The following is a 25031-nucleotide window of genomic DNA, read 5'->3' as shown; positions in this document are numbered from 1 at the left end:
AGACCGGTGACCAAACCGCCCTCAACCTGTGCATGGCCTCAGTGTGCACACTCCCGCGTCGCGCAATATTGCCGAAAACGACCTGTTCATAGGTAATGCGGCCATCGCGACAATCTGCCCTTGCCGCGCTCGCCGAGCGCTTCCAGAATCGATCCACGATCTCACCTGCCACAAGGACTAACGCCATGATGCACGCGGATTTGATTGATCAGGACGACTTGGTTGGGCACCTGCGCGCCCTCGGTTTCGAAACACCTTCCGGGGTCAGTGCCGAGCAGGCATGCGAGCACGCGGTGCGCGGGCTGAGCGAGCCACAGGCCAAGGCGCTGAAAGGAATGGTCGAGCAGATGTACACCGGCAGCGCGACGATCTTGCCGGCGGTACGTCAGGCGATTGAAAAGCAGTTGTTGCCGGCGCTGGCGGAGTTCAAGGCGGCTCATCGGTAATCGAAGTCGCCCTACAAGCCGCTCCAGAGCTGTAGGAGCGAGCTTGCTCGCGATGGGGCCAGCGGCCCCAAGAGAGAATCGCGAGCAAGCTCGCTCTTACAACCTCACACTCGCAAACGTCGACTCGTTCCTCGCCTGGCTCAACGCCGCCATCGGCCCTGCCAACGGCGACAACACCAGCGCCTGCGGGATCGGCATCATCGCCACCTGCTGGGCCGTATTGGAACCCACACGCTCATCCCGCGGCGGAATGCCAAAGTACTCGCGGTAGCACTTGGAGAAGTGCGGCGTAGAGACGAACCCGCACACCGACGCCACTTCGATGATCGACATCGGCGTCTGCTTGAGCAGTTGCCGCGCGCGGATCAGGCGCAGTTTGAGGTAGTAGCGCGACGGCGAGCAGTGCAGGTATTTCTGGAACAGCCGTTCGAGCTGGCGCCGCGATACCGAGACGTACACCGCCAGTTCATCCAGGTCGATCGGCTCTTCAAGGTTGGCTTCCATCAGCGCGACGATTTCCTGCAGCTTCGGCTGGTTGGTGCCGAGCATGTGCTTGAGCGGCACACGCTGGTGATCCTGTTCGTTGCGGATGCGCTCGTAGACAAACATTTCCGAAATCGCCGCCGACAGTTCGCGGCCGTGATCACGGCTGATCAGGTGCAGCATCATGTCCAGCGGCGCGGTGCCGCCGGAGCTGGTGAAGCGGTTACGGTCGAGGGTGAACAGGCGGGTGCTCATGCTCACTCGCGGGAAGGCTTCCTGCATCGCCGCCAGACACTCCCAGTGCACGCTGCAATCGAAACCATCGAGCAGGCCGGCACAGGCCAGCGCCCAACTTCCGGTGCACACCGCGCCAAGGCGGCGCGACTGACGGGCCTGGCTCTGCAGCCAGGTGACGTGTTCACGGGTCACGGTGCGCTGGATGCCGATGCCGCCGCAGACGATCACGGTGTCCATCGGCGGCGCCTTGTGCATCGCTGCATCGGGGGTGATCTGCAGACCGTCGCTGGCCCAGACCTGGCCGCCATCCACGCTCAGGGTATGCCAGCGATACAGCTCGCGGCCGGACAACTGGTTGGCCATGCGCAGCGGTTCAACGGCGGATGCCAGGGAAATCAGCGTGAAGTTGTCCAACAGCAGGAAACCGATGGATTGGGGCGTGCGGGTTTGGGGTTGGGCCCCGGAGTTGTACGACGTCATCGCGATCTCTCCTCACACAATGCAGGTTGCGCCTCAGGCATGGGGCTTTTTTGTTTTCGCCCCGGTTCGAATGCAGGGGCTTTGCCAATCACAACGCAAATGCCATGCCTGAAATTGAACAGCTATTCAATAAATCCTGAAAGCGACGTCGCGACACGTCTAAAAAGCGCCCTCGGACAGCCGCTCCAGTGAACGGAAAGGGCCGGTCCAGGGCTCATCGGCAGGCGTGGTGAGCAGTTCGGTAGCACTGGTGGGAAAGTTGCCCAGAAGCGACACGAAAGAGTGTCACCTGAGGTAGTACGGAGGGATTTTCAGCGTAGGAAAAACTGGCCTTTCGCCCACGCGCCAAAAGGCGGCGCGGGCGTGGGCAGGTGAGCGAAAACGGCGCAGCGAACTCAGCACTCGATGGCGCTGACCGCCAGACCGCCGCGGGAGGTTTCTTTGTACTTGTCGTGCATGTCGGCGCCGGTATCGCGCATGGTGCGGATCACCCGGTCGAGGGAAATGAAGTGCTCGCCGTCACCGCGCAAGGCCATCTGCGCGGCGTTGATCGCCTTGACTGCGGCGATGGCGTTGCGCTCGATGCACGGCACCTGGACCAATCCGCCGACCGGGTCGCAGGTCAGACCCAAATTGTGTTCCAGGCCAATTTCGGCGGCGTTCTCCAGTTGCGCCGGAGTCGCGCCGAGCACTTCGGCAAGCCCCGCCGCAGCCATCGCGCAGGCCGAGCCGACCTCGCCCTGGCAACCGACTTCGGCACCGGAAATCGACGCGTTCTTCTTGCACAGGATGCCCACCGCGGCTGCTGCGAGGAAGAAGTCCACCACGCAGGCTTCGCTGACTTCATCGCTGAAGCGCATGTAGTAATGCAGCACCGCAGGAATGATCCCCGCCGCGCCGTTGGTGGGTGCGGTAACCATGCGCCCGCCTGCGGCGTTTTCTTCGTTGACCGCCAGGGCGTAGAGGTTGACCCACTCCATCGCGCTCAGGGTCGAGCCGATCACATTGGGCTTGCCCAGCTCCTGAAGGCTGCGGTGCAACTTGGCCGCGCGGCGTTTCACATTGAGGCCGCCGGGCAGGATGCCTTCGTATTTCAGGCCGCTTTCCACGCAGTCCTGCATGGCCTGCCAGAGCTTCATCAGGCCGGCGCGAATCTCCGCTTCGCTGCGCCAGACCTTCTCGTTTTCCAGCATCAATTGCGACACGCGCATGTCGTTTTGTTTGCAGCGTTCGAGCAGTTCCTCGGCGCTGTTGAAATCGTAGGGCAGCACGGTGTTGTCGCTGTCCAGCACACCGCTGGCGGCCTGCGCCGCGTCGACCACAAAGCCGCCACCTACCGAGTAATACGTGTCGCTGTGCAGCTCGCCGTCAGCGCCTTCGGCCACCAGGGTCATGGCGTTGGGATGGTAGGGCAGGTTCTCGTCCAGCAGGCGCATGTCGCGCTGCCAGATAAAGGGTACGGACAGGCGGCCGTCGAGCAGCAGGGTGTCGGTTTCGCGCAGGGTGGCGATGCGGATGCCGATCTGCGACGGGTCGATCGCGTCCGGCCATTCGCCCATCAGGCCCATGATCACGGCGTTGTCGCTGCCGTGGCCGACACCGGTGGCCGACAGCGAACCGTAGAGGCGCACTTCGACGCGGCGCACCTGCTCCAGCTCGCCCCGCTCGCGCAGGCCCTGGACGAACAGAGCCGCGGCGCGCATGGGCCCGACGGTATGGGAACTGGACGGGCCGACGCCGATCTTGAACAGGTCGAACACACTGATGGCCATGGCCACGAACCTCCTGATTGGGCAGGTGTACGCAGCCCGGGCACGGAGGCCACAGCTGCTACGCTGACTGGGCGGCAATCCGCCGATTCCGCGCATCATCAGGCTTTTGGCACTGCCCCTGACGTCTGCAACCGACTCACTCTTGTCCAGCAACGCCGCCCCTTGCGAGCGGCCTGAAAGCGCCGTTTTTTTGCGGCGCAGATTGGACGAAAGAGCGTTTATCGGGGCCGATGAATCCATATGCGACCTCATTGGCACTGGATGCGACCCTGCCTGTACTGGTTACGACGCACCCTGTAGGCGTTTGTTTTTCGCTGGTAGATGATCGGTATCGACTCGATTGCACGGCACTCGTCCCGCTGTCGCCCGGCAGCCAGGCCCGACCGAATGCAGACATAAAGCACGGCGGTCCCGTGGGACACCCGAAAAAAAACACTAAGGAGTCCATTCATGAAAGGTTCACCTTCGCTGTTACTGGCCGCGCTACTGAGCCTCCCGGCGCTGGCCCAGGCCGCCGAGCCTGAAGCGTGTCACACCGTCAACTTCTCCGATGTCGGCTGGACTGACATCACCGTGACCACCGCTGTGACCAGCGCCGTTCTCGAAGCGCTGGGCTACAAGACCCGCACCACCATGATCTCCGTCCCGGTGACCTACAAGTCGCTGGCCGACGGCAAGAACATGGACGTGTTCCTCGGCAACTGGATGCCGACCATGGAAAACGACATCAAGCAGTACCGCGATGCCGGCACCGTGGAAACCGTCCGCGCCAACCTGGAAAACGCCAAGTACACCCTCGCGGTCCCCCAGGCGCTGTATGACAAAGGCCTGAAGGACTTCGCCGACATCGCCAAATTCAAGAAGGAGCTTGACGGCAAGATCTACGGCATCGAGCCCGGCAACGACGGCAACCGCACCATCCAGAGCATGATCGACAAGAACGCCTTCGGCCTGAAAGACGCCGGTTTCAAGGTGGTCGAATCGAGCGAGGCCGGCATGCTCTCGCAAGTCGATCGCGCAGCACGACGCGGCACCGATGTGGTGTTCCTCGGTTGGGAACCGCACCCGATGAACAAGCGCTTCAAGATGCAGTACCTGAGCGGCGGCGATGACTTCTTCGGCCCTGACTTCGGCAAGGCCACGGTGCTGACCAACACCCGCAAGGGTTACACCCAGGAATGCGCCAACGTCGGTCAACTGCTGAAAAACCTGTCCTTCACCCTGGACATGGAAAGCACGCTGATGGGCAACGTCCTCGACGACAAGACCAAACCCGACGCCGCCGCCAAGGCCTGGCTGAAAAACAACCCGCAGGTGCTCGACACCTGGCTGGCCGGCGTAACCACCGTAGACGGCAAACCCGGCCTGGAAGCGGCCAAGGCCAAACTCACGCAGTAAGCACGCCCCCGCGGCGGCGAGACCGCCGCGGGGAGTTTTCGAATCCTTGCAGGTGGACGCTCGCTATCATGCTGATCGATCAAAAAATACCCTTGGGCCAGCACATCGCGGCCTTCGTTGAATGGCTGACCCAACACGGCGCCAATTACTTCGATGCCTTCGCCGCGGCGCTGGAATGGATGATTCACGGAGTGACCGGGGCACTGACCTGGTTCAACCCGTTCGTCCTCATCGGGCTGATCGCACTGGGCGCACACCTGATCCAGCGAAAGTGGGCGCTGACCGCCTTTTGCGTGGCGTCGTTCCTGCTGATCCTCAACCTGGGTTACTGGCAGGAAACCATGGAGACCCTGGCCCAGGTGCTGTTCGCCACCCTGGTCTGCGTGGCCATCGGCGTGCCGCTGGGTATCGTCGCCGCGCACAAGCCGATGTTCTACACCGCCATGCGCCCGGTCCTCGACCTGATGCAGACAGTTCCTACCTTCGTTTACCTGATCCCGACCCTGACCCTGTTCGGTCTGGGTGTGGTTCCCGGGCTGATTTCGACGGTGGTGTTCGCCATCGCCGCGCCGATCCGCCTGACCTACCTGGGTATCCGCGACGTGCCCCAGGAACTGCTCGACGCCGGCAAGGCCTTTGGCTGCTCGCGCCGACAACTGCTGTCCCGTATTGAACTGCCCCATGCGATGCCAAGCATCGCGGCCGGTATCACCCAGTGCATCATGCTGTCGCTGTCGATGGTGGTGATTGCCGCGCTGGTGGGGGCCGATGGCCTGGGCAAACCCGTGGTCAACGCACTGAACACTGCCGATATCGCCCTGGGCTTCGAAGCGGGCCTGGCGATCGTACTGCTGGCAATCATGCTCGACCGTATCTGCAAACAACCCGATGTACAGGTAAGGGGTGAGGCATGAGCATCATTCGCTTCGAAGACGTAGACGTCATCTTCTCCAATCGACCGCGTGAGGCACTCAGCCTGCTAGACCAAGGCCTTACGCGGGAGCAAATCCTCAAGAAGACCGGGCTGGTGGTGGGCGTGGAAAAAGCCAACCTGGACATCAACAAAGGCGAAATCTGCGTGCTGATGGGCCTGTCCGGTTCGGGCAAATCCAGCCTGCTGCGCTGCATCAACGGTCTCAATACCGTCAGCCGCGGCAAGCTGTACGTCGAGCATGAAGGCTCGCACATCGACATCGCCCACTGCACCCCGGCGGAACTGAAGATGATGCGCACCCAGCGCATCGCCATGGTGTTCCAGAAGTTCGCCCTGATGCCCTGGCTGACGGTACGCGAGAACATCAGCTTCGGCCTCGAAATGCAGGGTCGCCCGGAGAAAGAGCGGCGCAAGCTGGTGGACGAGAAGCTGGAACTGGTGGGCCTGACCCAGTGGCGCAACAAGAAGCCCGACGAACTCTCCGGCGGCATGCAGCAGCGCGTCGGCCTCGCCCGTGCATTGGCCATGGATGCCGACATCCTGCTGATGGACGAACCGTTCTCAGCCCTTGACCCGCTGATCCGCCAGGGCTTGCAGGACGAACTGCTGGAACTGCAACACAAGCTGAACAAGACCATCGTTTTCGTCAGCCACGACCTAGACGAAGCGCTGAAGCTCGGTACCCGTATCGCCATCATGAAAGACGGCAAGATCATCCAGTACAGCAAGCCGGAAGAGATCGTCCTCAACCCGGCGGACGACTACGTGCGCACCTTCGTGGCCCATACCAATCCGCTCAACGTCCTCTGCGGTCGCAGCCTGATGCGCACGCTGGACCAGTGCAAACGTATCAATGGCTCGGTGTGCCTGGACCCGAGCGGCGATTCCTGGCTCGACCTGGCCGAAGGCAACACCATCAAGGGTGCCCGTCAGGGCGTGAACGGCCTCGACCTGCAGAACTGGGCGCCGGGCGAGGCCGTGGAAGGCCTTGGCCGCAAACCGACGCTGGTCAACGTCAACATCGGCATGCGCGAAGCGCTGCAGATCCGCTACCAGACCGGCAACAAGCTGGTGCTGCAAGAGGACAACCGTGTGGTGGGGATTCTCGGCGACAGCGAGCTGTATCACGCGCTGCTGGGCAAAAACCACGGCTGAGCCTTGATCCGGTCCTTCGCGAGCAAGCAGAGCGCGGCTCATCCCCTGGTGGGAGCGAGCTTGCTCGCGAAGGACCGCAAAGCGGTCCCAATACATTCGCCAATCCCGCCTATCCTCAATCGCGTGCCCTTCTCAAGGACGTCCCGCACGCGATGAAACGCCGCACCTTCCACTTCCTCAACTTGCGCAGCCTGATGCTGGCCTTCGCCCTGTTTTCGGCCCTGGCGACCCTGGCCAACAGCCTGGCGGTGGCCTATGGCGTCCAGCGTGACGCCCTCATCCACGCGACCCTGGAAGCCAACCACGCCTACGCTGCCAAGGTGGCCTCCAGCATCGGCGCCTTTATCAAATCGGCCCACGCCCACCTGCACTACAGTGCGCTGCAACTGGCCGAGGACTACACAAACCCTCACCTCATGCACGCCGAAGCCAAACGCTTGCAAGCCCAGGACAACGCATTCAACACGGTGGTCATCACTGACGCCGGGGGCATGGTGCTGCACAGCCATCCCGATAACCTGCTGGCCGTGGGCAGCAAGCTGGACTCAGAGGAAATGCAGCGGGCCGTGACGCTGCGCCGCCCGCTGGTCAGCCCCGCCTACCCCGCCGCCAACGGCAACCTGATGGTGTTCATCTCACAGCCCATTTTCGCCGCGGACGGCACTTTTCTCGGTGTACTCGGCGGAGCGGTGTATATCCAGAAGGACAGCGCGCTGAGCACGATCGTCTCGAACCATTTCCACAACGACGGCACGTTCGCCTTCGTCGCCGACAAGCACCGGCGCCTGCTGCATCATCCCGACGCCAACCGCATCGGCGAAGTCCTCAGCAGCAGCGCCACGGTGGATGCGGCCCTGCACGGAGAGAGCGGCACCCTTGAGGCGAACAATTCCCAGGGCGTGCCTATGCTCGCGGGCTATGCCCCGGTGGCCAATGCCGACTGGGCGGTGGTCGCGCAACAACCGCGGGGTATCGCCCTGTCCACCCTTGGCCGGCTGATGCGCGACATGTTCGTGGACCTGCTCCCGGCCAGCGTGATCGGCTTGTTGCTGCTCTGGTTCGGTGCCCGCTGGATCACCCACCCACTGCAACAACTGGCGGACAACGCGACACGCCTGTCGCAACCACAGACCATCGATCAATTGGGCCGCATCAAGGCCTGGTACAAGGAGCCGGCCGCCATCCGCCAGGCTCTGATCGACAGCGTCAGCCTTATCCACCGCAAGATCGGCCGGCTCAACGAACAAGCCCAGAGCGACCCGATGACCGGCCTCGCAAACCGCCGCGCAATGGACGCCGCACTGGCTTTGCTCGACCAGTCGCAGCAAGCCTATTCGGCGCTGGAGCTGGATATCGATTTCTTCAAACGGGTCAACGACACCTACGGCCACGATGCCGGCGATGTGGCGCTCAAGCAGGTGGCCGAGATCATTGCCCGGCACTCGCGCACCGGCGATCTGGCCTGCCGTGCGGGCGGTGAAGAGTTCGTCCTGCTGCTGCCGGACACCGACGTCACCGCCGCCTGCGCCATCGCCGAGCGGATCCGCGCCAGCATCGAGGCCACGGCCGTGACCGGGGTCGGGCACATCACCCTGTCCATCGGCGTCGGCTGCCGCGGGCCGCAGGCGAACAGCGCCGCCGAAGTGCTCAAGCAGGCGGACGAGAACCTCTACCGGGCCAAGCAAGGCGGGCGCAATCGGGTGGTGGGTTAACGGTATTACGCAGGGTCTGGAAGCCGGAATGAAAAAGGGCCTCACCGTCACCGGCAAGGCCCTTTGTTCATTTCAGCGATCGACGATCAGCTATACACGCGCCCCAGCAACTGGCGGTGGCTGTCGAACTGATCCAGCACGTCACGGGTGATCTGGTCGGGCGTGAAGCCCATCAGGTCATATTCCTGACTGCCGTTGTGCAGGTAGACCTCGGCGCGGTAGAAGCGCTGGCGCACTTCGCTTTCGCCTTCCGCCGGCGCCTCGTTCGGCGCGGCCAGGTAGCCATCCAGGCTCACTTCGTAGACGAAGGGGTTGCCCTCTTCCATGGTCACGCGCAGACCCAGGGACGAGCGGGACTGACCGACGCGGGTTTCCACCGCCAGGCCCATGCCCTGCAATTGCGCGGCGGCGTCTTTCAGCGCCGGGCTGACCTGCTTGTCCATGAAACGCTGGACCATCGCCTGGGTCGGTTGCAGGTCGAGCTGGCTTAGCCGCTCGCTGAAACCACGACGACCGCGCGCGGCCAATTCGGCCTGTTCCTGCTCGACCTGACTGTCCTGTTTCATCGCCTTGTACAGGCCGAACATGAACACCACCAGCACCACCGAGAACGGCAGGCCGGCCAGCACCACCATGGTCTGCATCGCCTCGAAGTTACCGGCGAAAAGCAGGCCGACGGTGACGATGGTGATGATCGCGGACCAGAGGATACGCAGCCAGTGCGGCGCGTCTTCGTCGACGCTGCCGCCTTTGCACGACAGGTTGGCCATCATCACCGCGCCGGAGTCGGCGGGTGTCAGGAACAGCACGAAACCGACGAACACGGCGACACCCACGACGATCTTGGCTGCCGGGAAGTGCTCCAGCAGTTGGTAGATCGACATCGACGGCTGCTCCAGCGCCGTTCGTCCCAGCTCCACCGCGCCGTGGTTCATCACCAGGTCCAGCGCGGTGTTACCGAAGATCGACAGCCACGCCAGGGTGAAGCCCAGCGGGATCAGCAGCACGCCGGCCACCAGCTCGCGCACGGTGCGGCCGCGGGAGATCCGGGCGATGAACATGCCGACGAACGGACCCCAGGAAATCCACCAGGCCCAATAGAACACGGTCCACAGGCCCAGCCAGCGCTCGGACTTGGCCGCATCGCCTTCGTAGACGTAGAGGTCGAAGGTCTTGAGGATCGCGCCGTTGAGGTAGTCACCGATGTTCTGCACGAAGCTATTAAGCAGGTGCAGGGTCGGGCCGTTGAGCAGGACGAACAGCAGCAGGCCGCTGAACAGAATGATGTTCAGGTTGGACAGGCGGCGGATGCCGTTTTCCACACCCGACACCGCAGCGATGGTCGCCACCGTGCTCATCACCAGGATGACGATCAGCAGGTTGGTGTTGCTGTGTTCCATGCCGAACAGGTATTCCAGGCCCGACGACACCTGCATCGAACCGATGCCGAGGTTAGTCACCAGACCCAGCAGGGTCACGAACATGCCGAAGATGTCCACGGTATGCCCGGCGGCACCCTTGACCCAACGCTCGCCGACCAGCGGGTACAGCGCCGAACGCAGGGCCAGCGGCTGGTTGTGACGGTAGGCGAAGTAGGCCACGGCCAACCCGACCAGCGCGTAGATCGCCCAGCCGTGCAGGCCCCAGTGCAGGAAGGTCAGTTGCAGGCCGGCGCGGGCAGACTGCAGGCTGGCCGAAGCACCTTCGGGCGGGTTGTAGTAGTGATCCAGCGGCTCGGAAGCACCGAAGTACAACAGCGAGATGCCGATGCCGGAGGAAAACAGCATGCCGGCCCAGGCGCCGTAGCTGAAGTCCGGCTTGTCATCCTTGCCGCCGAGCTTGAGCTTGCCGTAGGACGAAAAGGCGATGGCGATGACAAACACCAGGTAGCCACCGATCACCAGCATGTAATACCAACCGAAGCTGCGCGACAGCCAGGCCTGAGCCTGACCGAGCACGTGGCCTGCGGTTTCCGGAACTGCGATCAGCAAGGCAGTCAACAACAGGATCAGCAGGGTGGAGGTGAAAAACACCACGCTGTTGACCCGGACCCTCTCGACGGGGGTCTTTATCAGGGAGGCAGAACTCATTGCACGGATGCTCCAGGCGGTGCGTGAGAAAAAGTGAAACGACCCGTTCACCCGCGCAATTGGTGCAATAGCCCCATTGCGTCAGGTGTTATAAAAGCACCTTGAAAAACCGTGGTCCCAAATCGAATGCGTTGAAAAACAGGCTGAAAACCCCGGCTCGAGGGTTGCGCCGCGCGGCCACTGGCCGGACGGCAACGCTGTTCAACGGTGCGTCTATGCGCGTGAAACACCATGTTTTACGGGGCTCCACGGCTTTCCGGGGTGCCAATTCGTGCCTTCTGACGGGCTCAAAATCCTGTCAATGGCACAAATTGTCGCAGAGCTTATTCTTTGTTGATTGAACGTTCAATCAAAACAAAATAGACTGGCCTTCGCCGAGTCAGCCGCTTGTCGTCTGCTCGCAGGCCTGAGGAGATTTGCCAGATGCCCAAGGTCGGTATGCAACCCATTCGCCGCCAGCAGTTGATCGAAGCCACACTCACGGCTATCGACCAGGTCGGCATGGGGGACGCCAGCATTGCGCTGATCGCCCGTTTGGCCGGTGTGTCGAATGGCATCATCAGTCACTACTTTCGGGACAAGAACGGCCTGATCGCAGCGACCATGCAGTATTTGATGACGGTGTTGAGCGAGGGCGTCGCCGCTCGCCGCCAGGCACTCACGGACGACAGCCCGCGTGCCCACCTGCAGGTGATCATCGAAGGCAACTTCGACGCTAGCCAGGTCAATGGCCCGGCAATGAAAACCTGGTTGGCGTTCTGGGCCACCAGCATGCACCAGCCGTCCTTGCACAGGTTGCAGCGGATCAACGATCACCGCTTGTATTCCAACCTGTGCAGCCAGTTCCGCCGAGCGTTGCCGCTGCCCGAAGCACGCAGCGCAGCCCGCGGCCTGGCAGCGTTGATCGACGGTCTGTGGCTGCGCGGTGCGCTGTCCGGAGACGCCTTCGACACCACCCAGGCGCAACAAATCGCTTACGAATACATGGATCTACAACTGGCGAAACAGACGAGCCCGGACGTACAGAACCAGGCCTCTGAAACCCCGCGCAGCAAGACCCGAAACAAATCGGGAGTCGCTGCCGGATAGCCAAAACACATTGCACTTGCGAGGACACTATGGCCCGTTTCGAAACGCAAAAACTCTACATTGATGGTGGTTATGTCGACGCTGGCAGCGATGCCACTTTCGAAGCCATCAACCCGGCCAACGGCGAAGTCCTCGCCCATGTGCAACGTGCTACCGAGGCTGACGTCGAGCGCGCCGTCGAAAGCGCCGAACGTGGCCAGAAAGTCTGGGCCGCGATGACTGCCATGCAGCGTTCGCGCATCCTGCGCCGCGCCGTCGACATCCTGCGCGAGCGCAACGACGAGCTGGCCGCCCTGGAAACCCTGGACACCGGCAAGTCCTACTCGGAAACCCGCTACGTCGACATCGTCACCGGCGCCGACGTGCTGGAATACTACGCAGGCCTGGTCCCGGCCATCGAAGGCGAGCAGATCCCGCTGCGCGAATCGTCGTTCGTCTACACCCGTCGCGAGCCGCTGGGCGTCACCGTCGGTATCGGCGCGTGGAACTACCCGATCCAGATCGCCCTGTGGAAATCCGCCCCGGCCCTGGCCGCCGGTAACGCGATGATCTTCAAGCCGAGCGAAGTCACCTCGCTGACCACCCTGAAACTGGCCGAGATCTACACCGAAGCCGGCCTGCCGGACGGCGTGTTCAACGTCCTGACCGGCAGCGGCCGCGAAGTCGGCACCTGGCTGACCGAGCACCCACGCATCGAGAAAGTCTCCTTCACCGGCGGCACCGTCACCGGCAAGAAAGTCATGGCCAGCGCCTCCAGCTCCTCGCTGAAGGAAGTGACCATGGAACTGGGCGGCAAATCGCCACTGATCATTTGCGACGACGCCGACCTGGACAAGGCCGCCGACATCGCCATGATGGCCAACTTCTACAGCTCCGGTCAGGTCTGCACCAACGGCACCCGCGTGTTCGTTCCGGTATCGTTGAAGGCCGCTTTCGAAGCGAAAATCGTTGAACGTGTCGCCCGCATCCGCGTCGGCAACCCGGAAGACGAGAACACCAACTTCGGTCCGCTGGTCAGCTTCGCGCACCTGGAAAACGTCCTCGGCTACATCGCCAAGGGCAAGGAAGAAGGTGCCCGCGTCCTGTGTGGCGGCGAGCGCCTGACCGACGGCGAATTCGCCAAGGGCGCCTTCGTCGCGCCGACCGTGTTCACCGACTGCCGTGACGACATGACCATCGTCAAGGAAGAGATCTTCGGCCCGGTCATGAGCATCCTCAGCTACGAAACCGAAGAAGAAGTGATCCGTCGCGCCAACGACACCGAATACGGCCTGGCCGCCGGTGTCTGCACCAACGACATCAGCCGCGCCCACCGCATCATCCACAAGCTCGAAGCCGGCATCTGCTGGATCAACGCCTGGGGCGAGTCGCCGGCGGAAATGCCGGTCGGTGGCTACAAGCAATCCGGCGTCGGCCGCGAAAACGGCGTCAGCTCGCTGGCCCAGTACACCCGCATCAAGTCGGTACAGGTCGAGCTGGGCTCCTACACCTCGGTGTTCTAAGCGCCCTTTTGTAGCCGCGCCCGGTCCTTGCTGGCCGGGCGCCTCCCGCTCTCCCCGCCTACTGCCCAATGAGGGAACTGAACATGTCCCATATTTTCGACTACATCATCGTCGGTGCCGGCTCGGCCGGTAACACCCTGGCGACCCGCCTGACCGAAGACGAAGGCGTCACCGTCCTGCTGCTGGAAGCCGGTGGCCCGGACTACCGCGCCGACTTCCGCACCCAGATGCCGGCCGCGCTGGCCTTCCCGCTGCAAGGCCGCCGCTACAACTGGGCCTACGAGACCGATCCCGAGCCGCACATGGACGGCCGCCGCATGGAATGTGGTCGCGGCAAGGGCCTGGGTGGTTCTTCGCTGATCAACGGCATGTGCTACATCCGCGGCAACGCCCTGGACTTCGACGGCTGGGCCAAGCTGCCGGGCCTTGAAGACTGGACTTACCTGGACTGCCTGCCGTACTTCCGCAAAGCCGAAACCCGTGACATCGGCCCGAACGACTACCACGGTGGTGACGGCCCGGTCAGCGTGGCCACGCCTAAAGCCGGCAACAACCCGCTGTTCCACGCCATGGTCGAAGCCGGCGTGCAGGCCGGTTACCCGCGCACCGAAGACCTCAACGGCTACCAGCAGGAAGGTTTCGGTCCGATGGACCGGAGCGTGACCAAGAACGGCCGCCGCTCCAGCACCGCCCGCGGTTACCTGGACACCGCCAAGAAGCGCTCGACCCTGACCATCGTCACCCACGCCCTGAGCGACCGCGTGCTGTTCGAAGGCAAGCGCGCCGTTGGCGTGACCTACCTGGTAGGCGCCAGCGAAGAGCGTGTGGAAGCCCGTGCGCGCAAGGAAGTCATCGTCTGCTCCGGCGCCATCGCTTCGCCGCAACTGCTGCAACGTTCCGGCGTGGGCTCCCGCGCGCTGCTGGAAAGCTTCGATATTCCGGTGGTCCACGACCTGCCGGGCGTCGGCGAAAACCTTCAGGATCACCTGGAGCTGTACCTGCAATACGCCTGCACCCAGCCGGTGTCGCTGTACCCGTCGCTGTTGTGGTGGAACCAGCCGGCCATCGGTGCCGAGTGGCTGTTCAAAGGCACCGGTATCGGCGCCAGCAACCAGTTCGAGGCGGGCGGTTTCATTCGTACCCGCCCGGAATTCGAATGGCCGAACATCCAGTACCACTTCCTGCCGGTGGCGATTAACTACAACGGCTCCAATGGCGTGAAGGAACATGGCTTCCAGGCGCACATGGGCTCGATGCGTTCGCCGAGCCGTGGCCGTATCCAGTTGAAGTCGAAGGATCCGCGTCAGCACCCGAGCATCCTGTTCAACTACATGGCGACCGAGCAGGACTGGCAGGAATTCCGCGACGGCATCCGCCTGACCCGCGAAATCATGGCCCAGCCGGCACTGGACGCTTACCGCGGCCGCGAAATCAGCCCGGGCGAGCACGTGCAGACCGACGAGCAACTGGACCAGTTCATCCGCGAGCACGCCGAGACCGCGTTCCACCCGTCCTGCTCCTGCAAGATGGGCGACGACGAGATGGCGGTCGTGGACGGCCAGGGCCGTGTGCACGGAATGGAAGGTCTGCGGGTGGTCGATGCGTCGATCATGCCGATCATCATCACCGGCAACCTCAATGCCACGACGATCATGATCGCCGAGAAAATCGCCGACAAGATCCGCAATCGTCAGCCATTGCCGCGCAGCACCGCCAAATACCATGTGGCCAATGGCGCACCGGTGAAGGGCAAGCCTGCTCGCGAGTTCAAGCAGGGTTGAGTGTATTTGGGCCTGCTTTGCAGGCCTTCGCGAGCAAGCTCGCTCCCACAAGGAAATGTCTGGCCCCGTAAAAAAGGAGTTCAGTCAGAACCTGTGGGAGCGAGCTTGCTCGCGAAGGACCGCACAGCGGTCCCAGTCCAGACAGCACAAGAACAAGGCACCTTGCACAGGTGCCTTTTCTACATCTGCGGAAACGCTTTACAGCCCGCCAATTCATCAGGTTAGAATCGGTTGGCACGCGACCTGCTTATCAGTCAGGTCCTCTTCCCCGCGATGTCCCGGAGTAACGCCTTTGGATGCGAGCACCATCAACAGCCTGTTCTTGATCGGCGCTTTGCTGGTGGGTGCAAGTATTCTGGTCAGTTCGCTGTCGTCACGGCTGGGCATCCCTATCCTGGTCATCATCCTCGCGGTCGGCATGGTCGCAGGTGTCGATGGTGGCGGGATCATCTTCAACAACTACCCCGTCGCCTACCTTGTGGGCAACCTCGCCCTGGCCGTGATCCTGCTGGACGGCGGCCTGCGCACCCGGGTGGCAAGTTTCCGCGTGGCATTGTGGCCCGCATTGTCGCTGGCAACGGTGGGCGTGCTTATCACCACCGGCCTCACCGGCATGGCCGCGGCCTGGCTGTTCGACCTGAACCTCATGCAGGGCCTGCTGATCGGCGCCATCGTCGGCTCCACCGACGCCGCTGCGGTGTTCTCGCTGCTGGGCGGCAAGGGCCTGAACGAACGGGTCACCGCCACCCTGGAAATCGAGTCCGGCAGCAACGACCCGATGGCAGTGTTCCTCACCGTCACCCTCATCGACATGATCGCCAGCGGCCAGACCGGCCTGCACTGGAGCCTGTTGCTGCACCTGGTGCGCGAATTCGGCATCGGCGGCGTGCTCGGCCTCGGCGGCGGCTGGCTGATGCTGCAACTGGTCAACCGGATGAACCTGGCCGGCGGCCTCTACCCGATTCTGGTGATCGCCGGTGGCCTGGTGATCTTCTCCATGACCAACGCCCTGCACGGCAGCGGCTTCCTCGCCGTCTACCTGTTCGGCCTGGTGCTGGGCAACCGCCCGATCCGCAGCCGCCACGGCATCCTGCACATGCTCGACGGCATGGCCTGGCTGTCGCAGATCGGCATGTTCCTGGTCCTCGGCCTGCTGGTCACGCCCCACGACCTGCTGCCCATCGCCCTGCCGGCGCTGGCCCTGGCGCTGTGGATGATCCTGTTCGCCCGGCCGCTCTCGGTGCTGGTCGGCCTGCTGCCGTTCAAGGCCTTCCATGGCCGCGAAAAAGCCTTTATTTCCTGGGTCGGCCTGCGCGGCGCGGTGCCGATCATTCTCGCGGTGTTCCCGCTGATGGCCGGCCTGCCCCAGGCTCAGTTGTACTTCAACCTGGCGTTCTTCATCGTGCTGGTCTCGCTGCTGGTGCAGGGCACCAGCCTGCCGTGGGTCGCGCGCCTGCTGAAAGTGACCGTACCGCCGGACCCGGCGCCAATCTCGCGTTCGGCCCTGGAAGTGCACATCACCAGCGAGTGGGAGCTGTTCGTCTACCGTCTCGGCGCGGAAAAATGGTGCATCGGCGCTGCCCTGCGCGAGCTGAAAATGCCCGAAGGCACCCGCATCGCGGCCCTGTTTCGCGGCCAGCAACTGCTCCATCCGTCGGGTAGTACGGTGCTCGAAGTCGGTGATCTGCTCTGCGTGATCGGTCACGAACACAACCTTTCGGCCCTCGGAAAACTGTTCAGCCAGGCGCCGCAACGTGGCCTCGACCTGCGCTTCTTCGGCGACTTCGTGCTCGAAGGTGACGCAGAACTGGGGGCTGTAGCCGCGTTGTACGGTCTGCAACTCGACGGCCAGGATCCGCAAATGCCGCTGGCACACTTCATCCAGCAGAAGGTCGGCGGTGCGCCGATCGTCGGTGACCAGATCGAGTGGAACAACACGACCTGGACCGTTGCTCTGATGGAAGGGAACAAGATCCAGAAAGTGGGGATCAAATTCCCGGAAGGTAGCCGACCCGGCCCCGGGTTGTTCCTCTAAACTTCAGTCTTTCCAGCCTGGTTGCACGAATTCTCTGCCTATGTCACTGCGCACACTGTCCTGCGCAGCCCTGCTCGGGCTGTGCCTGTCTCTCTCCTTCGCCTTCGCGGCGGAGCCACCCACCACCGCCAGCGTCCAGCACAGCCTCGACAAGATCGCCGAGCGCAAACTGCCGGAGGCCGACCAGAAAGCGCTGCAACAGGTGCTCGAACAGACCCTGTCGCTTCTGGCCAGCAAGGACGACTACGACAAGCGTCTGACCGCGCTCAAGCAGCAACTGGCCGACGCACCGAAGCAGACCGCCGAGAACCAGCGCGAACTGGCCAGGCTGCTGGCCAGCAAGTCAGTGCCGGTGGCCCAGCGCTACGCCGCGATGAGCGTGCCGCAGCTGGAACAGGTGCTCTCCGAGCGCACCACCGAGCAAGGTGAACTGCAAAAGGCGCTGTCCGAAGCCAACAGCCTGATCATCAATTCCCAGACCCGCCCCGAGCGTGCCCAGGCCGAGATCAGCAACAACCAGACCCGCAGCCAGCAGATCAACACCAGCCTCAAGCTCGGCAAGGACGGCGGCAAAGCCCTCTCCGCCGACCAGCGCAACCAGCTCAATGCCGAACTGGCCTCGCTCAGCGCCCTGACCCTGCTGCGCCGCCAGGAACTGGCCGGCAACAGCCTGCTGCAAGACCTCGGCAACAGCCAGCACGACCTGCTGATCGAGCGCGCCGCGCGCATGGAGCAGGAAATCCAGGACCTGCAGACGCTGATCAACGAAAAGCGCCTGGCCCAGTCGCAACAAACCGTCACCGAGCAGTCGATCGAAGCGCAGAAGGCCGGCGGCAGCACGCTGCTGGCCACCGAAAGCGCCGCCAACCTCAAGCTCTCCGACTACCTGCTGCGCAGCACCGACCGCCTCAACGAGCTGACCCAGCAGAACCTCCAGGCCAAACAGCAACTGGACAGCCTGACCCAGGCCAACCAGGCCCTCGACGAGCAGATCAGCGTGCTCAAGGGCAGCCTGCTGCTGTCGAAGATCCTCTACAAACAGAAGCAGGCGCTGCCGCACCTCAAGCTCGACCGCGACCTGGCTGACCAGATCGCCGACATTCGCCTCTACCAGTTCGAGGTCAACCAGCAGCGCGAACAGATCAGCACGCCGAGCCAGTACGTCGACAAGCTGCTGGAAAACCAGCCGGCCGAACAGGTCACGCCGAACCTGCGCAAGGCCCTGCTGGAAGTGGCGATCACCCGCTCCGACCTGCTGGAACGCCTGAACCGCGAGCTGAGCGCGCTGCTCAACGAATCCATCACCCTGCAACTGAACCAGAAACAACTGCTGAGCACCGCGCAGAACCTGCGCGCCACCCTCGACGAGCAGATGTTCTGGATCCCCAGCAACAAGCCGCTGGACCTGGAGTGGCTGCGCACCGTCCCCGAGCGCCTGCAAAAACAGGTGATGAGTCTGCCGTGGGGCGCCGGGATCAACGAGCTGGCCGACGGCCTGCTGCAACGCCCGCTGCTGTTCCTGCCGTTGCTGCTGCTGATCGGCGCCCTGCTCTGGCGGCGCAAATATCTGTATCAGCAACTGAGCAAGGTCCACGGCGACGTCGGCCACTTCAAGCGTGACAGCCAGTGGCATACGCCCCAGGCGATCCTGATCAACATCCTCCTGGCGCTGCCGGTCAGCCTGTTCCTCGCGCTGTGCGGCTACGCGCTGCAGATCGACGCCCGCGGTCAGAACGCCAACCTCGGCGCCGCGCTCTGGCAGATCGCCCAGGCCTGGCTGGTGTTCTACACCGCCTACCGCGTGCTGGCCCCGGGCGGCGTCGCCGAGCTGCATTTCCGCTGGGAAAAACCGCAGGTCGAATTCCTGCGAAGCTGGATCCGCCGCCTCGGCACCGTGGTCCTGGCCCTGGTGGGTGTGGTGGCGGTGGCCGAACACCAGCCGTCGGCGCTGGCCGATGACGTGCTGGGTATCGGCGTGGTGCTGACCTGCTACGCCCTGATGGCCTGGCTGCTCAGCCGCCTGCTGCTGAGCAGCCCGACCCACCGCAACACCTCGCTGTTCCGCAAGGCCGTGGGTGTGGCGTTCACCGCACTGCCGATCGCGCTGTTCGTCGCCGTGTGCTTCGGCTACTACTACACCGCGCTGAAACTCACCGACCGGCTGATCGACACCCTCTACTTGCTGATGTTCTGGCTGGTGATCGAAGCCGCCTTCGTCCGCGGCCTTGCCGTGGCAGCGCGGCGCCTGGCCTACCAGCGCGCGCTGAGCAAACGCCAGGCGGTCAAGGAAGGCCTGGACGGCGAAGTGGTGGTGGAAGAACCGACCCTGGACATCGAACAGGTCAACCAGCAGTCCCTGCGCCTGATCCGCCTGGCCCTGCTCGGCGGCTTCCTCGCCGCGCTGTACTGGGTCTGGGCCGACCTGATCAGCGTGTTCGCCTACCTCGACAACATCACCCTGTACGAATACACCAGCGGCACCGGCGCGAGCATGAGCATGGTGCCGATCAGCCTCGGCGACCTGATCGGCGCCCTGGTGATCATCGGCATCACCATCGCCCTGGCCGGCAACCTGCCGGGGCTGCTGGAAGTGCTGGTGCTGTCACGCCTGAACCTGGCGCAAGGCAGCGCCTACGCCACCACCACCCTGCTTTCCTACGTGATTGCCGGGGTCGGTTTCGTCTCGACCCTGTCGGCCCTCGGCGTGAGCTGGGACAAGTTGCAATGGCTGGTGGCCGCGCTGTCGGTGGGCCTGGGCTTCGGCATGCAGGAGATCTTCGCCAACTTCATCTCCGGCATCATGATCCTGTTCGAGCGTCCGGTACGGATCGGCGACACCATCACCATCGGCAACCTGTCGGGCACGGTGAGCAAGATCCGCATCCGCGCCACCACCATCACCGACTTCGACCGCAAGGACATCATCGTCCCGAACAAAACCTTCATCACCGGCCAGTTGATCAACTGGTCGCTGACCGACACGGTCACCCGGGTAACCCTCAAGCTGGGCGTCGACTACGGTTCGGACCTGGACCTGGTGCGCACCCTGCTGTTGCAGGCGGCCAACGAGAACCCGCGGGTGCTCAAGGAACCGGCGCCGATCGTCTACTTCCTCAACTTCGGCGAAAGCACCCTGGACCACGAACTGCGCATGCACGTGCGTGACCTCGGCGACCGCAACCCGGTGCTGGACGAGATCAACCGCTATATCAACAAAGAGTTCAAGCGCCAGCACATCAACATCTCGTTCCGCCAGATGGAGATCTACCTGAAAAACACCCAGGGCCAGGAGTACAAACTGGTTCCGACCGAGGCCAAGGAAAAAACCATCCTGCCGCCGGAAAACACCGACGGCGGGGCGGACAACAAGCCCGCCTGACTGGACGCCAACGGCCATACCCTTGCAGAATGCTCAGGTTTTCCCAAGGAGATGGCCGTTGAAAGCCCTCGACGAACTGACCTTCGACAATCGCTTCGCCCGCCTGGGCGATGCGTTCTCCACCTCGGTGCTGCCCGAGCCGCTCGACGACCCGCAACTGGTGGTCGTCAGCGAGGCCGCCATGGCCCTGCTTGACCTTGAGCCCACCGAGGCCCATTCCCCCGTCTTCGCCGAAATCTTCAGCGGCCACAAACTGTGGGCCGAGGCCGAGCCGCGGGCGATGGTCTATTCCGGTCACCAGTTCGGCTCCTACAACCCGCGCCTGGGTGACGGCCGCGGGCTGTTGCTGGGCGAAGTGCGCAACGACGCCGGCGACTCGTGGGACCTGCACCTCAAGGGCGCGGGCCAGACGCCGTATTCGCGCATGGGCGACGGCCGCGCAGTGCTGCGCTCGTCCATCCGCGAGTTTCTCGCCTCCGAAGCGCTGTACGCACTGGGCATCCCCAGCAGCCGGGCCTTGTGCGTGATCGGTTCGAGCACCCCGGTGTGGCGCGAAACCAAGGAAACCGCGGCCATGCTGCTGCGCATGGCACCGAGCCATATCCGCTTCGGCCACTTCGAATACTTCTACTACACCCGCCAGCCGGAGCAGCAGCGCATCCTCGCCGAGCACGTGCTGAACCTGCATTTCCCGGAATGCCGCGACGCCGACGAGCCTTACCTGGCGATGTTCCGCACCATCGTCGAACGCAACGCCGAGCTGACCGCCAAGTGGCAGGCCTACGGCTTCTGCCACGGCGTGATGAACACCGACAACATGTCGATCCTGGGCATCACCTTCGACTTCGGCCCGTTCGCCTTCCTTGATGATTTCGACGCCGGCTTCATCTGCAACCACTCCGACGACCAGGGCCGCTACAGCTACAGCAACCAGGTGCCAGTCGCCCACTGGAACCTCAGCGCGCTGGCCCAGGCACTGACGCCGTTCATCAGCGTCGAGGCGTTGCAGGAAAGCCTTGGGTTGTTCCTGCCGCTGTACGAGGCGCACTACCTCGACCTGATGCGCCGCCGCCTCGGCCTGACCACCGCCGAGGATGACGACAAGGTGCTGATCCAGCGCCTGCTGAGCCTGATGCAGCCTGGCGCGGTGGATTACACGCTGTTCTTCCGCAAGCTGGGCGACCAGCCGGTGGAGCAGGCGCTGAACGTGGTGCGGGATGACTTCATCGACTTGGCGGGCTTTGATGGCTGGTCAGCGGATTACCTGGCCCGCGTGGCGCGGGAACCCGATAACGCCAGCGGGCGGCGTGAGCGGATGCATGGCGTGAACCCGCTGTACATCCTGCGCAACTACCTGGCGCAGCGCGCTATCGAAGCGGCGCAGGGTGGGGATTTCTCGGAAGTGCGGCGGCTGCATGAAGTGCTGACCCGGCCATTCGAGGAACAACCGGGGATGGAAGCCTATGCCGAGCGGCCGCCGGAGTGGGGCAAGCATCTGGAGATCAGCTGTTCTTCCTGAGCTAGCGCCGACCGTACATCGCGACGGTTCGGCGCCCCGACGAGCTCGCTCCTACAAACCTGAGCCCCTGCACCATCCGAAAATCGCGAGCGAGCTCGCTCCTACAGGATTCACCGATGAACCTGTAGGAGCGAGCTCGCTCGCGATCAATCGATCTTCAGGACAAAACAGCTCTCAAGCGTTCTCTTCAAGCAGAGAATGCAACTCAACAAACTGCTGAGTCAGCTTATGCCGCGGCTCAAGGTGAATCAGCGGCAGATTGGCCTCATGTGACTCGCGCATCTTCACCGAGCTATTGAGGTACACCGGCAACACCGGCAAACCTTCAGCCAGCAGCTCATCAAGCATCTGCTGCGGCAGGCTCGCACGGGGCTGGAACTGGTTGACCACGATCCCCTCGACCTGCAGGTCTTCGTTGTGGTCCTCCTTGAGCTCTTCGATTTCCGCCAACAGCCCATACAGCGCCTGACGCGAGAAGCTGTCGCAGTCGAAAGGAATCAGCACACGATCAGCAGCAATCAGCGCGGACACCGCATAGAAGTTCAGCGCAGGCGGGGTATCCAGGTAGATCCGGTCGTAATCCTCGGCCAGCTCATCGAGCAATTTACGCAGCTTGTTGATCTTGTGCTTGGCCTCGAGCTTGGGCTGCAAGTCGGCCAGCTCCGCAGTCGCAGTAACCACGTGCAGGTTGTCGAACGGCGTTTCGTAGATATCGACCTTGTTCTTCTTGGCAAACGGCCCGGAAGACAGGGTCTGCTTGAAGAAGTCGGCAATCCCCATGGGAATGTCCTCGCCGGTGAGGCCGGTGAGGTACTGGGTGGAGTTGGCCTGGGCATCCAGGTCGATCAGCAGGGTCCGATAGCCTTCATTGGCACTCACCGCCGCGAGATTGCAGGCGATGCTGGACTTGCCCACGCCACCTTTCTGATTGAACACCACGCGCCGCATGGAAAGACCTCCGTGTATCAGGGAATGTCCGAGTATGTGAGTCCGTCACCGACTTGACCAGCGTTGTAACGCTCAAGAATCGGGGCAGCCGACCGACAACCCGATACCACCGCCTGTCGGGAAAGGCCCGCGCCTGAAAATACAATGGGCAAGCTGGGGTCTGAGCCTCCCAGTCAAGCAATTTTATTTGTCAGTTTGTTTGCTACGAGCCCACTGCACCCGGATAATGCGCGGCACTCGGCGATAGTGTCGCCCCTGCTGGCCGTTGCTCCGAGTCACCCCTCGGCAAGGAAGTCCCTCAGGGCGAGAATCAACACCGTGATCAATTTCAATATCAGCCAGTGGCGCGCTTGGGCGCCGGGCCTTCAAACGGTGGGCGACTGGCAGCAATGGAGCCAGGGCGCCAGCATCGCCGATGACGGCGAACAGGCACCCGACGTGTCGTTCCTGCCGGCCATGCAACGCCGCCGCCTCAGCCGCCTGGCACGCATGGCGTTCGCCGTGGGCTGGCCGTTGGCCGAGGGCCTGGACGATCTGCCGCTGGTCTTCGTCTCCCGCCATGGCGAGACACCCCGCACCTTCGAAATCCTCAGCGACCTCGCCAACGGCGAGCCCCTGTCGCCCACTCAGTTCAGCCTCTCGGTACACAACGCCGTGATCGGCCTGTGGTCGATCCTGCGCGGCGAACGCAGCGAGATGAGCGCCATCGCCGCAGCCGACGACGGTTTCGAGCAGGGCGTGCTGGAAGCCGCCGGCCTGCTGCATGACGGCGCGCCCGCCGTGCTGCTGATCGTGGCCGAAGAAACACCGCCCGAGGCCTATCGCCCGTGGATCACCGATGTGCCGTTTGCCTACGCCGTCGGCCTGCTGCTGACCCCGGGCGACGACTGGAGCCTGTCCCTGGCCCCGCCATCGGGCAGCGCCGGCGCCGCCGAACCTCACGCCTTGAGCTGGCTGCGAAGCCGGCTCGATGACCAGTCCGCTTTCCAACACTCGCTGAAGGGCCGCACATGGAACTGGCAACGCAAGGCCTGAGCCGTCCGAAGGACGCCTACCTCTGGCGCCTCGTCGCCACCGCCATCAGCTTCCTGCTGTTCGGCGTCGGCGGGCTCTGCCTGCGCTTGCTGGTGTTTCCGTTGCTGGCCTGCCTGCCCGGTGACAGTTCCCGCCACCGGCAACGCGCCCGCCACACCATCAGTTGGCTGTTCTGGCGGTTCATCCGGTTCATGGCCGCCTGCGGCGTGCTCACCTATGAAGTCAGCGGCGCGGAAAAACTCGGGCGCCCCGGCCAGATGATCATCGCCAACCACCCGTCGCTGATCGACGTGGTGTTCCTGATCGGCCTGGTGCGCCAGGCCAACTGCGTGGTCAAGCAGAGCCTGTTCCGCAACCCGTGCACGCGCGGCCCGGTGACCTCGGCGCAGTACATCAGCAACGACGGCAGCATGGACATGCTCGACGCCGCGGTCGGCGCCCTGCAAAGCGGCCAGACGCTGATCATCTTCCCCGAAGGCACCCGCACCGTGCCCGGTCAGGCCCCGGCCTTCCACCGCGGCGCGGCGGCCATCGCCCTGCGCGGTGCGCAATTCATTACCCCGGTCACCATCCGGGTCAACCCCAGCACCCTGACCAAGGCCGAGCCCTGGTACCGGATACCGCCGCGCCGGGTGCACTTCAGCCTGCGCGTCGGCGCCGATATCACCATCCAGGATTTCGCCAGCCAAGGCCCGGCACCCCAGGCCTCGCGCAAACTCAACGACCATCTGCACCAGTACTTCATCAAGGAGCTCGCCGAAGATGAGCGAAGCAACGCACCTGAACAATGACATCAAGCTGTTGATCATCGAGGCCCTGGGCCTGGAAGACATCAGCGCCGACGACATCGGCGACGACCAGACGCTGTTCGGCGAAGGCCTCGGCCTGGATTCGGTCGACGCCCTGGAATTGGGCCTGGCCATCCAGAAGCGCTATGGCATCAAGATCGACGCCGACGCCAAAGACACCCGCAACCATTTCACCAGCGTGGCCAGCCTTGCGGCTTTCGTCACCGCCAAACAGGCAGCCTGAGACC

General features: G+C 63.3%; 18 protein-coding genes. 14 read left to right on the top strand and 4 right to left on the bottom strand.

What is annotated here, in order from left to right:
• Nucleotides 1-185: 185 nt before the first annotated feature.
• The gene (locus tag HWV67_RS21885) at nt 186-446 is read left to right on the top strand and encodes a hypothetical protein (protein ID WP_095156276.1); all 261 of its coding nucleotides are present in this window, start codon (nt 186-188) and stop codon (nt 444-446) included.
• Nucleotides 447-542: 96 nt separating this feature from the next.
• Here the strand turns inward: HWV67_RS21885 and HWV67_RS21880 are convergent, their stop codons facing one another.
• Together HWV67_RS21880 and HWV67_RS21875 are read right to left on the bottom strand one after the other, a co-directional pair.
• Nucleotides 543-1646: a GlxA family transcriptional regulator gene (locus tag HWV67_RS21880; RefSeq protein ID WP_095156277.1), complete on the bottom strand. Its 1104-nt coding sequence runs from the start codon at nt 1644-1646 to the stop codon at nt 543-545.
• A 395-nt stretch (nt 1647-2041) separates the two neighbouring features.
• Nucleotides 2042-3418 carry an L-serine ammonia-lyase gene (locus HWV67_RS21875; RefSeq protein ID WP_175652739.1) on the bottom strand — a complete coding sequence of 459 codons (1377 nt, stop codon included), beginning with the start codon at nt 3416-3418 and terminating at the stop codon, nt 2042-2044.
• A 450-nt stretch (nt 3419-3868) separates the two neighbouring features.
• Here HWV67_RS21875 and HWV67_RS21870 point away from each other — a divergent pair, with 450 nt between their 5' ends.
• The 4 genes from HWV67_RS21870 (at nt 3869) to HWV67_RS21855 (ending at nt 8617) form a co-directional block, all read left to right on the top strand.
• Nucleotides 3869-4816 (top strand): choline ABC transporter substrate-binding protein, encoded by a 948-nt coding sequence (locus HWV67_RS21870; protein WP_095156279.1) that lies wholly within the window; start codon nt 3869-3871, stop codon nt 4814-4816.
• A 65-nt stretch (nt 4817-4881) separates the two neighbouring features.
• Nucleotides 4882-5730 carry a choline ABC transporter permease subunit gene (gene choW, locus HWV67_RS21865; RefSeq protein ID WP_175652826.1) on the top strand — a complete coding sequence of 283 codons (849 nt, stop codon included), beginning with the start codon at nt 4882-4884 and terminating at the stop codon, nt 5728-5730.
• Nucleotides 5727-6905: a choline ABC transporter ATP-binding protein gene (gene choV / locus HWV67_RS21860; protein ID WP_110970383.1), complete on the top strand. Its 1179-nt coding sequence runs from the start codon at nt 5727-5729 to the stop codon at nt 6903-6905. The genes choW and choV overlap by 4 nt, the downstream gene beginning before the upstream one ends.
• 152 nt (nt 6906-7057) lie before the next feature.
• On the top strand, nt 7058-8617 hold the full coding sequence (locus HWV67_RS21855; protein WP_175652738.1) for a diguanylate cyclase: 1560 nt from the start codon (nt 7058-7060) through the stop codon (nt 8615-8617).
• Nucleotides 8618-8703: 86 nt separating this feature from the next.
• On the opposite strand, the gene HWV67_RS21850 is transcribed toward HWV67_RS21855, so the two are convergent.
• Nucleotides 8704-10650 carry a BCCT family transporter gene (locus tag HWV67_RS21850; RefSeq protein WP_256680174.1) on the bottom strand — a complete coding sequence of 649 codons (1947 nt, stop codon included), beginning with the start codon at nt 10648-10650 and terminating at the stop codon, nt 8704-8706.
• 480 nt (nt 10651-11130) lie between these two features.
• Here HWV67_RS21850 and betI point away from each other — a divergent pair, with 480 nt between their 5' ends.
• From betI to selO, 6 genes are all read left to right on the top strand, one after another.
• On the top strand, nt 11131-11796 hold the full coding sequence (gene betI / locus HWV67_RS21845; protein WP_175652736.1) for a transcriptional regulator BetI: 666 nt from the start codon (nt 11131-11133) through the stop codon (nt 11794-11796).
• Between the two features lie 29 nt (nt 11797-11825).
• A complete protein-coding gene (gene betB / locus HWV67_RS21840; protein WP_175652735.1) occupies nt 11826-13298 on the top strand; it encodes a betaine-aldehyde dehydrogenase in 1473 nt (490 codons plus the stop codon).
• 83 nt (nt 13299-13381) lie between these two features.
• On the top strand, nt 13382-15079 hold the full coding sequence (gene betA, locus HWV67_RS21835; protein WP_110970378.1) for a choline dehydrogenase: 1698 nt from the start codon (nt 13382-13384) through the stop codon (nt 15077-15079).
• Between the two features lie 292 nt (nt 15080-15371).
• Nucleotides 15372-17114, top strand: coding sequence for a potassium/proton antiporter (locus HWV67_RS21830; RefSeq protein WP_095156287.1), 1743 nt, complete (start codon nt 15372-15374; stop codon nt 17112-17114).
• A 40-nt stretch (nt 17115-17154) separates the two neighbouring features.
• Nucleotides 17155-20493 carry a mechanosensitive channel MscK gene (mscK, locus tag HWV67_RS21825; protein ID WP_175652734.1) on the top strand — a complete coding sequence of 1113 codons (3339 nt, stop codon included), beginning with the start codon at nt 17155-17157 and terminating at the stop codon, nt 20491-20493.
• 58 nt (nt 20494-20551) lie between these two features.
• Nucleotides 20552-22012 (top strand): protein adenylyltransferase SelO, encoded by a 1461-nt coding sequence (gene selO, locus HWV67_RS21820; RefSeq protein ID WP_175652733.1) that lies wholly within the window; start codon nt 20552-20554, stop codon nt 22010-22012.
• A gap of 174 nt (nt 22013-22186) precedes the next feature.
• On the opposite strand, the gene HWV67_RS21815 is transcribed toward selO, so the two are convergent.
• Complete coding sequence (locus HWV67_RS21815) at nt 22187-22960, bottom strand: ParA family protein (protein ID WP_175652732.1); 774 nt, start codon at nt 22958-22960, stop codon at nt 22187-22189.
• 318 nt (nt 22961-23278) lie between these two features.
• On the opposite strand from HWV67_RS21815, the gene HWV67_RS21810 reads away from it, so the two are divergent.
• The 3 genes from HWV67_RS21810 to HWV67_RS21800 are packed head-to-tail and all read left to right on the top strand — an operon-like array spanning nt 23279 to nt 25027.
• Nucleotides 23279-23995 (top strand): beta-ketoacyl synthase chain length factor, encoded by a 717-nt coding sequence (locus HWV67_RS21810; protein WP_175652731.1) that lies wholly within the window; start codon nt 23279-23281, stop codon nt 23993-23995.
• Nucleotides 23971-24786, top strand: coding sequence for a lysophospholipid acyltransferase family protein (locus HWV67_RS21805; protein ID WP_175652730.1), 816 nt, complete (start codon nt 23971-23973; stop codon nt 24784-24786). The genes HWV67_RS21810 and HWV67_RS21805 overlap by 25 nt, the downstream gene beginning before the upstream one ends.
• Nucleotides 24758-25027, top strand: a complete 270-nt coding sequence (locus HWV67_RS21800; RefSeq protein ID WP_175652729.1) for a phosphopantetheine-binding protein — start codon at nt 24758-24760, stop codon at nt 25025-25027. Before HWV67_RS21805 ends, HWV67_RS21800 begins: the two co-directional genes overlap by 29 nt.
• Nucleotides 25028-25031 lie beyond the last annotated feature (4 nt).

Source organism: Pseudomonas sp. Marseille-P9899 (genome assembly GCF_903166565.1).
GTDB lineage: Bacteria > Pseudomonadota > Gammaproteobacteria > Pseudomonadales > Pseudomonadaceae > Aquipseudomonas > Aquipseudomonas huaxiensis.
This window is presented reverse-complemented; position numbering and strand designations above follow the sequence as displayed.

What these genes read in the sequence shown, in the direction of transcription:
- HWV67_RS21885 (WP_095156276.1), top strand. Translation starts at nt 186, where the DNA reads ATGATGCACGCGGATTTGATTGATCAGGACGACTTGGTTGGGCACCTG.
- HWV67_RS21880 (WP_095156277.1), bottom strand. Translation starts at nt 1,646, where the DNA reads ATGACGTCGTACAACTCCGGGGCCCAACCCCAAACCCGCACGCCCCAA.
- HWV67_RS21875 (WP_175652739.1), bottom strand. Translation starts at nt 3,418, where the DNA reads ATGGCCATCAGTGTGTTCGACCTGTTCAAGATCGGCGTCGGCCCGTCC.
- HWV67_RS21870 (WP_095156279.1), top strand. Translation starts at nt 3,869, where the DNA reads ATGAAAGGTTCACCTTCGCTGTTACTGGCCGCGCTACTGAGCCTCCCG.
- choV (WP_110970383.1), top strand. Translation starts at nt 5,727, where the DNA reads ATGAGCATCATTCGCTTCGAAGACGTAGACGTCATCTTCTCCAATCGA.
- HWV67_RS21855 (WP_175652738.1), top strand. Translation starts at nt 7,058, where the DNA reads ATGAAACGCCGCACCTTCCACTTCCTCAACTTGCGCAGCCTGATGCTG.
- betI (WP_175652736.1), top strand. Translation starts at nt 11,131, where the DNA reads ATGCCCAAGGTCGGTATGCAACCCATTCGCCGCCAGCAGTTGATCGAA.
- betB (WP_175652735.1), top strand. Translation starts at nt 11,826, where the DNA reads ATGGCCCGTTTCGAAACGCAAAAACTCTACATTGATGGTGGTTATGTC.
- betA (WP_110970378.1), top strand. Translation starts at nt 13,382, where the DNA reads ATGTCCCATATTTTCGACTACATCATCGTCGGTGCCGGCTCGGCCGGT.
- mscK (WP_175652734.1), top strand. Translation starts at nt 17,155, where the DNA reads ATGTCACTGCGCACACTGTCCTGCGCAGCCCTGCTCGGGCTGTGCCTG.
- HWV67_RS21815 (WP_175652732.1), bottom strand. Translation starts at nt 22,960, where the DNA reads ATGCGGCGCGTGGTGTTCAATCAGAAAGGTGGCGTGGGCAAGTCCAGC.
- HWV67_RS21805 (WP_175652730.1), top strand. Translation starts at nt 23,971, where the DNA reads ATGGAACTGGCAACGCAAGGCCTGAGCCGTCCGAAGGACGCCTACCTC.
- HWV67_RS21800 (WP_175652729.1), top strand. Translation starts at nt 24,758, where the DNA reads ATGAGCGAAGCAACGCACCTGAACAATGACATCAAGCTGTTGATCATC.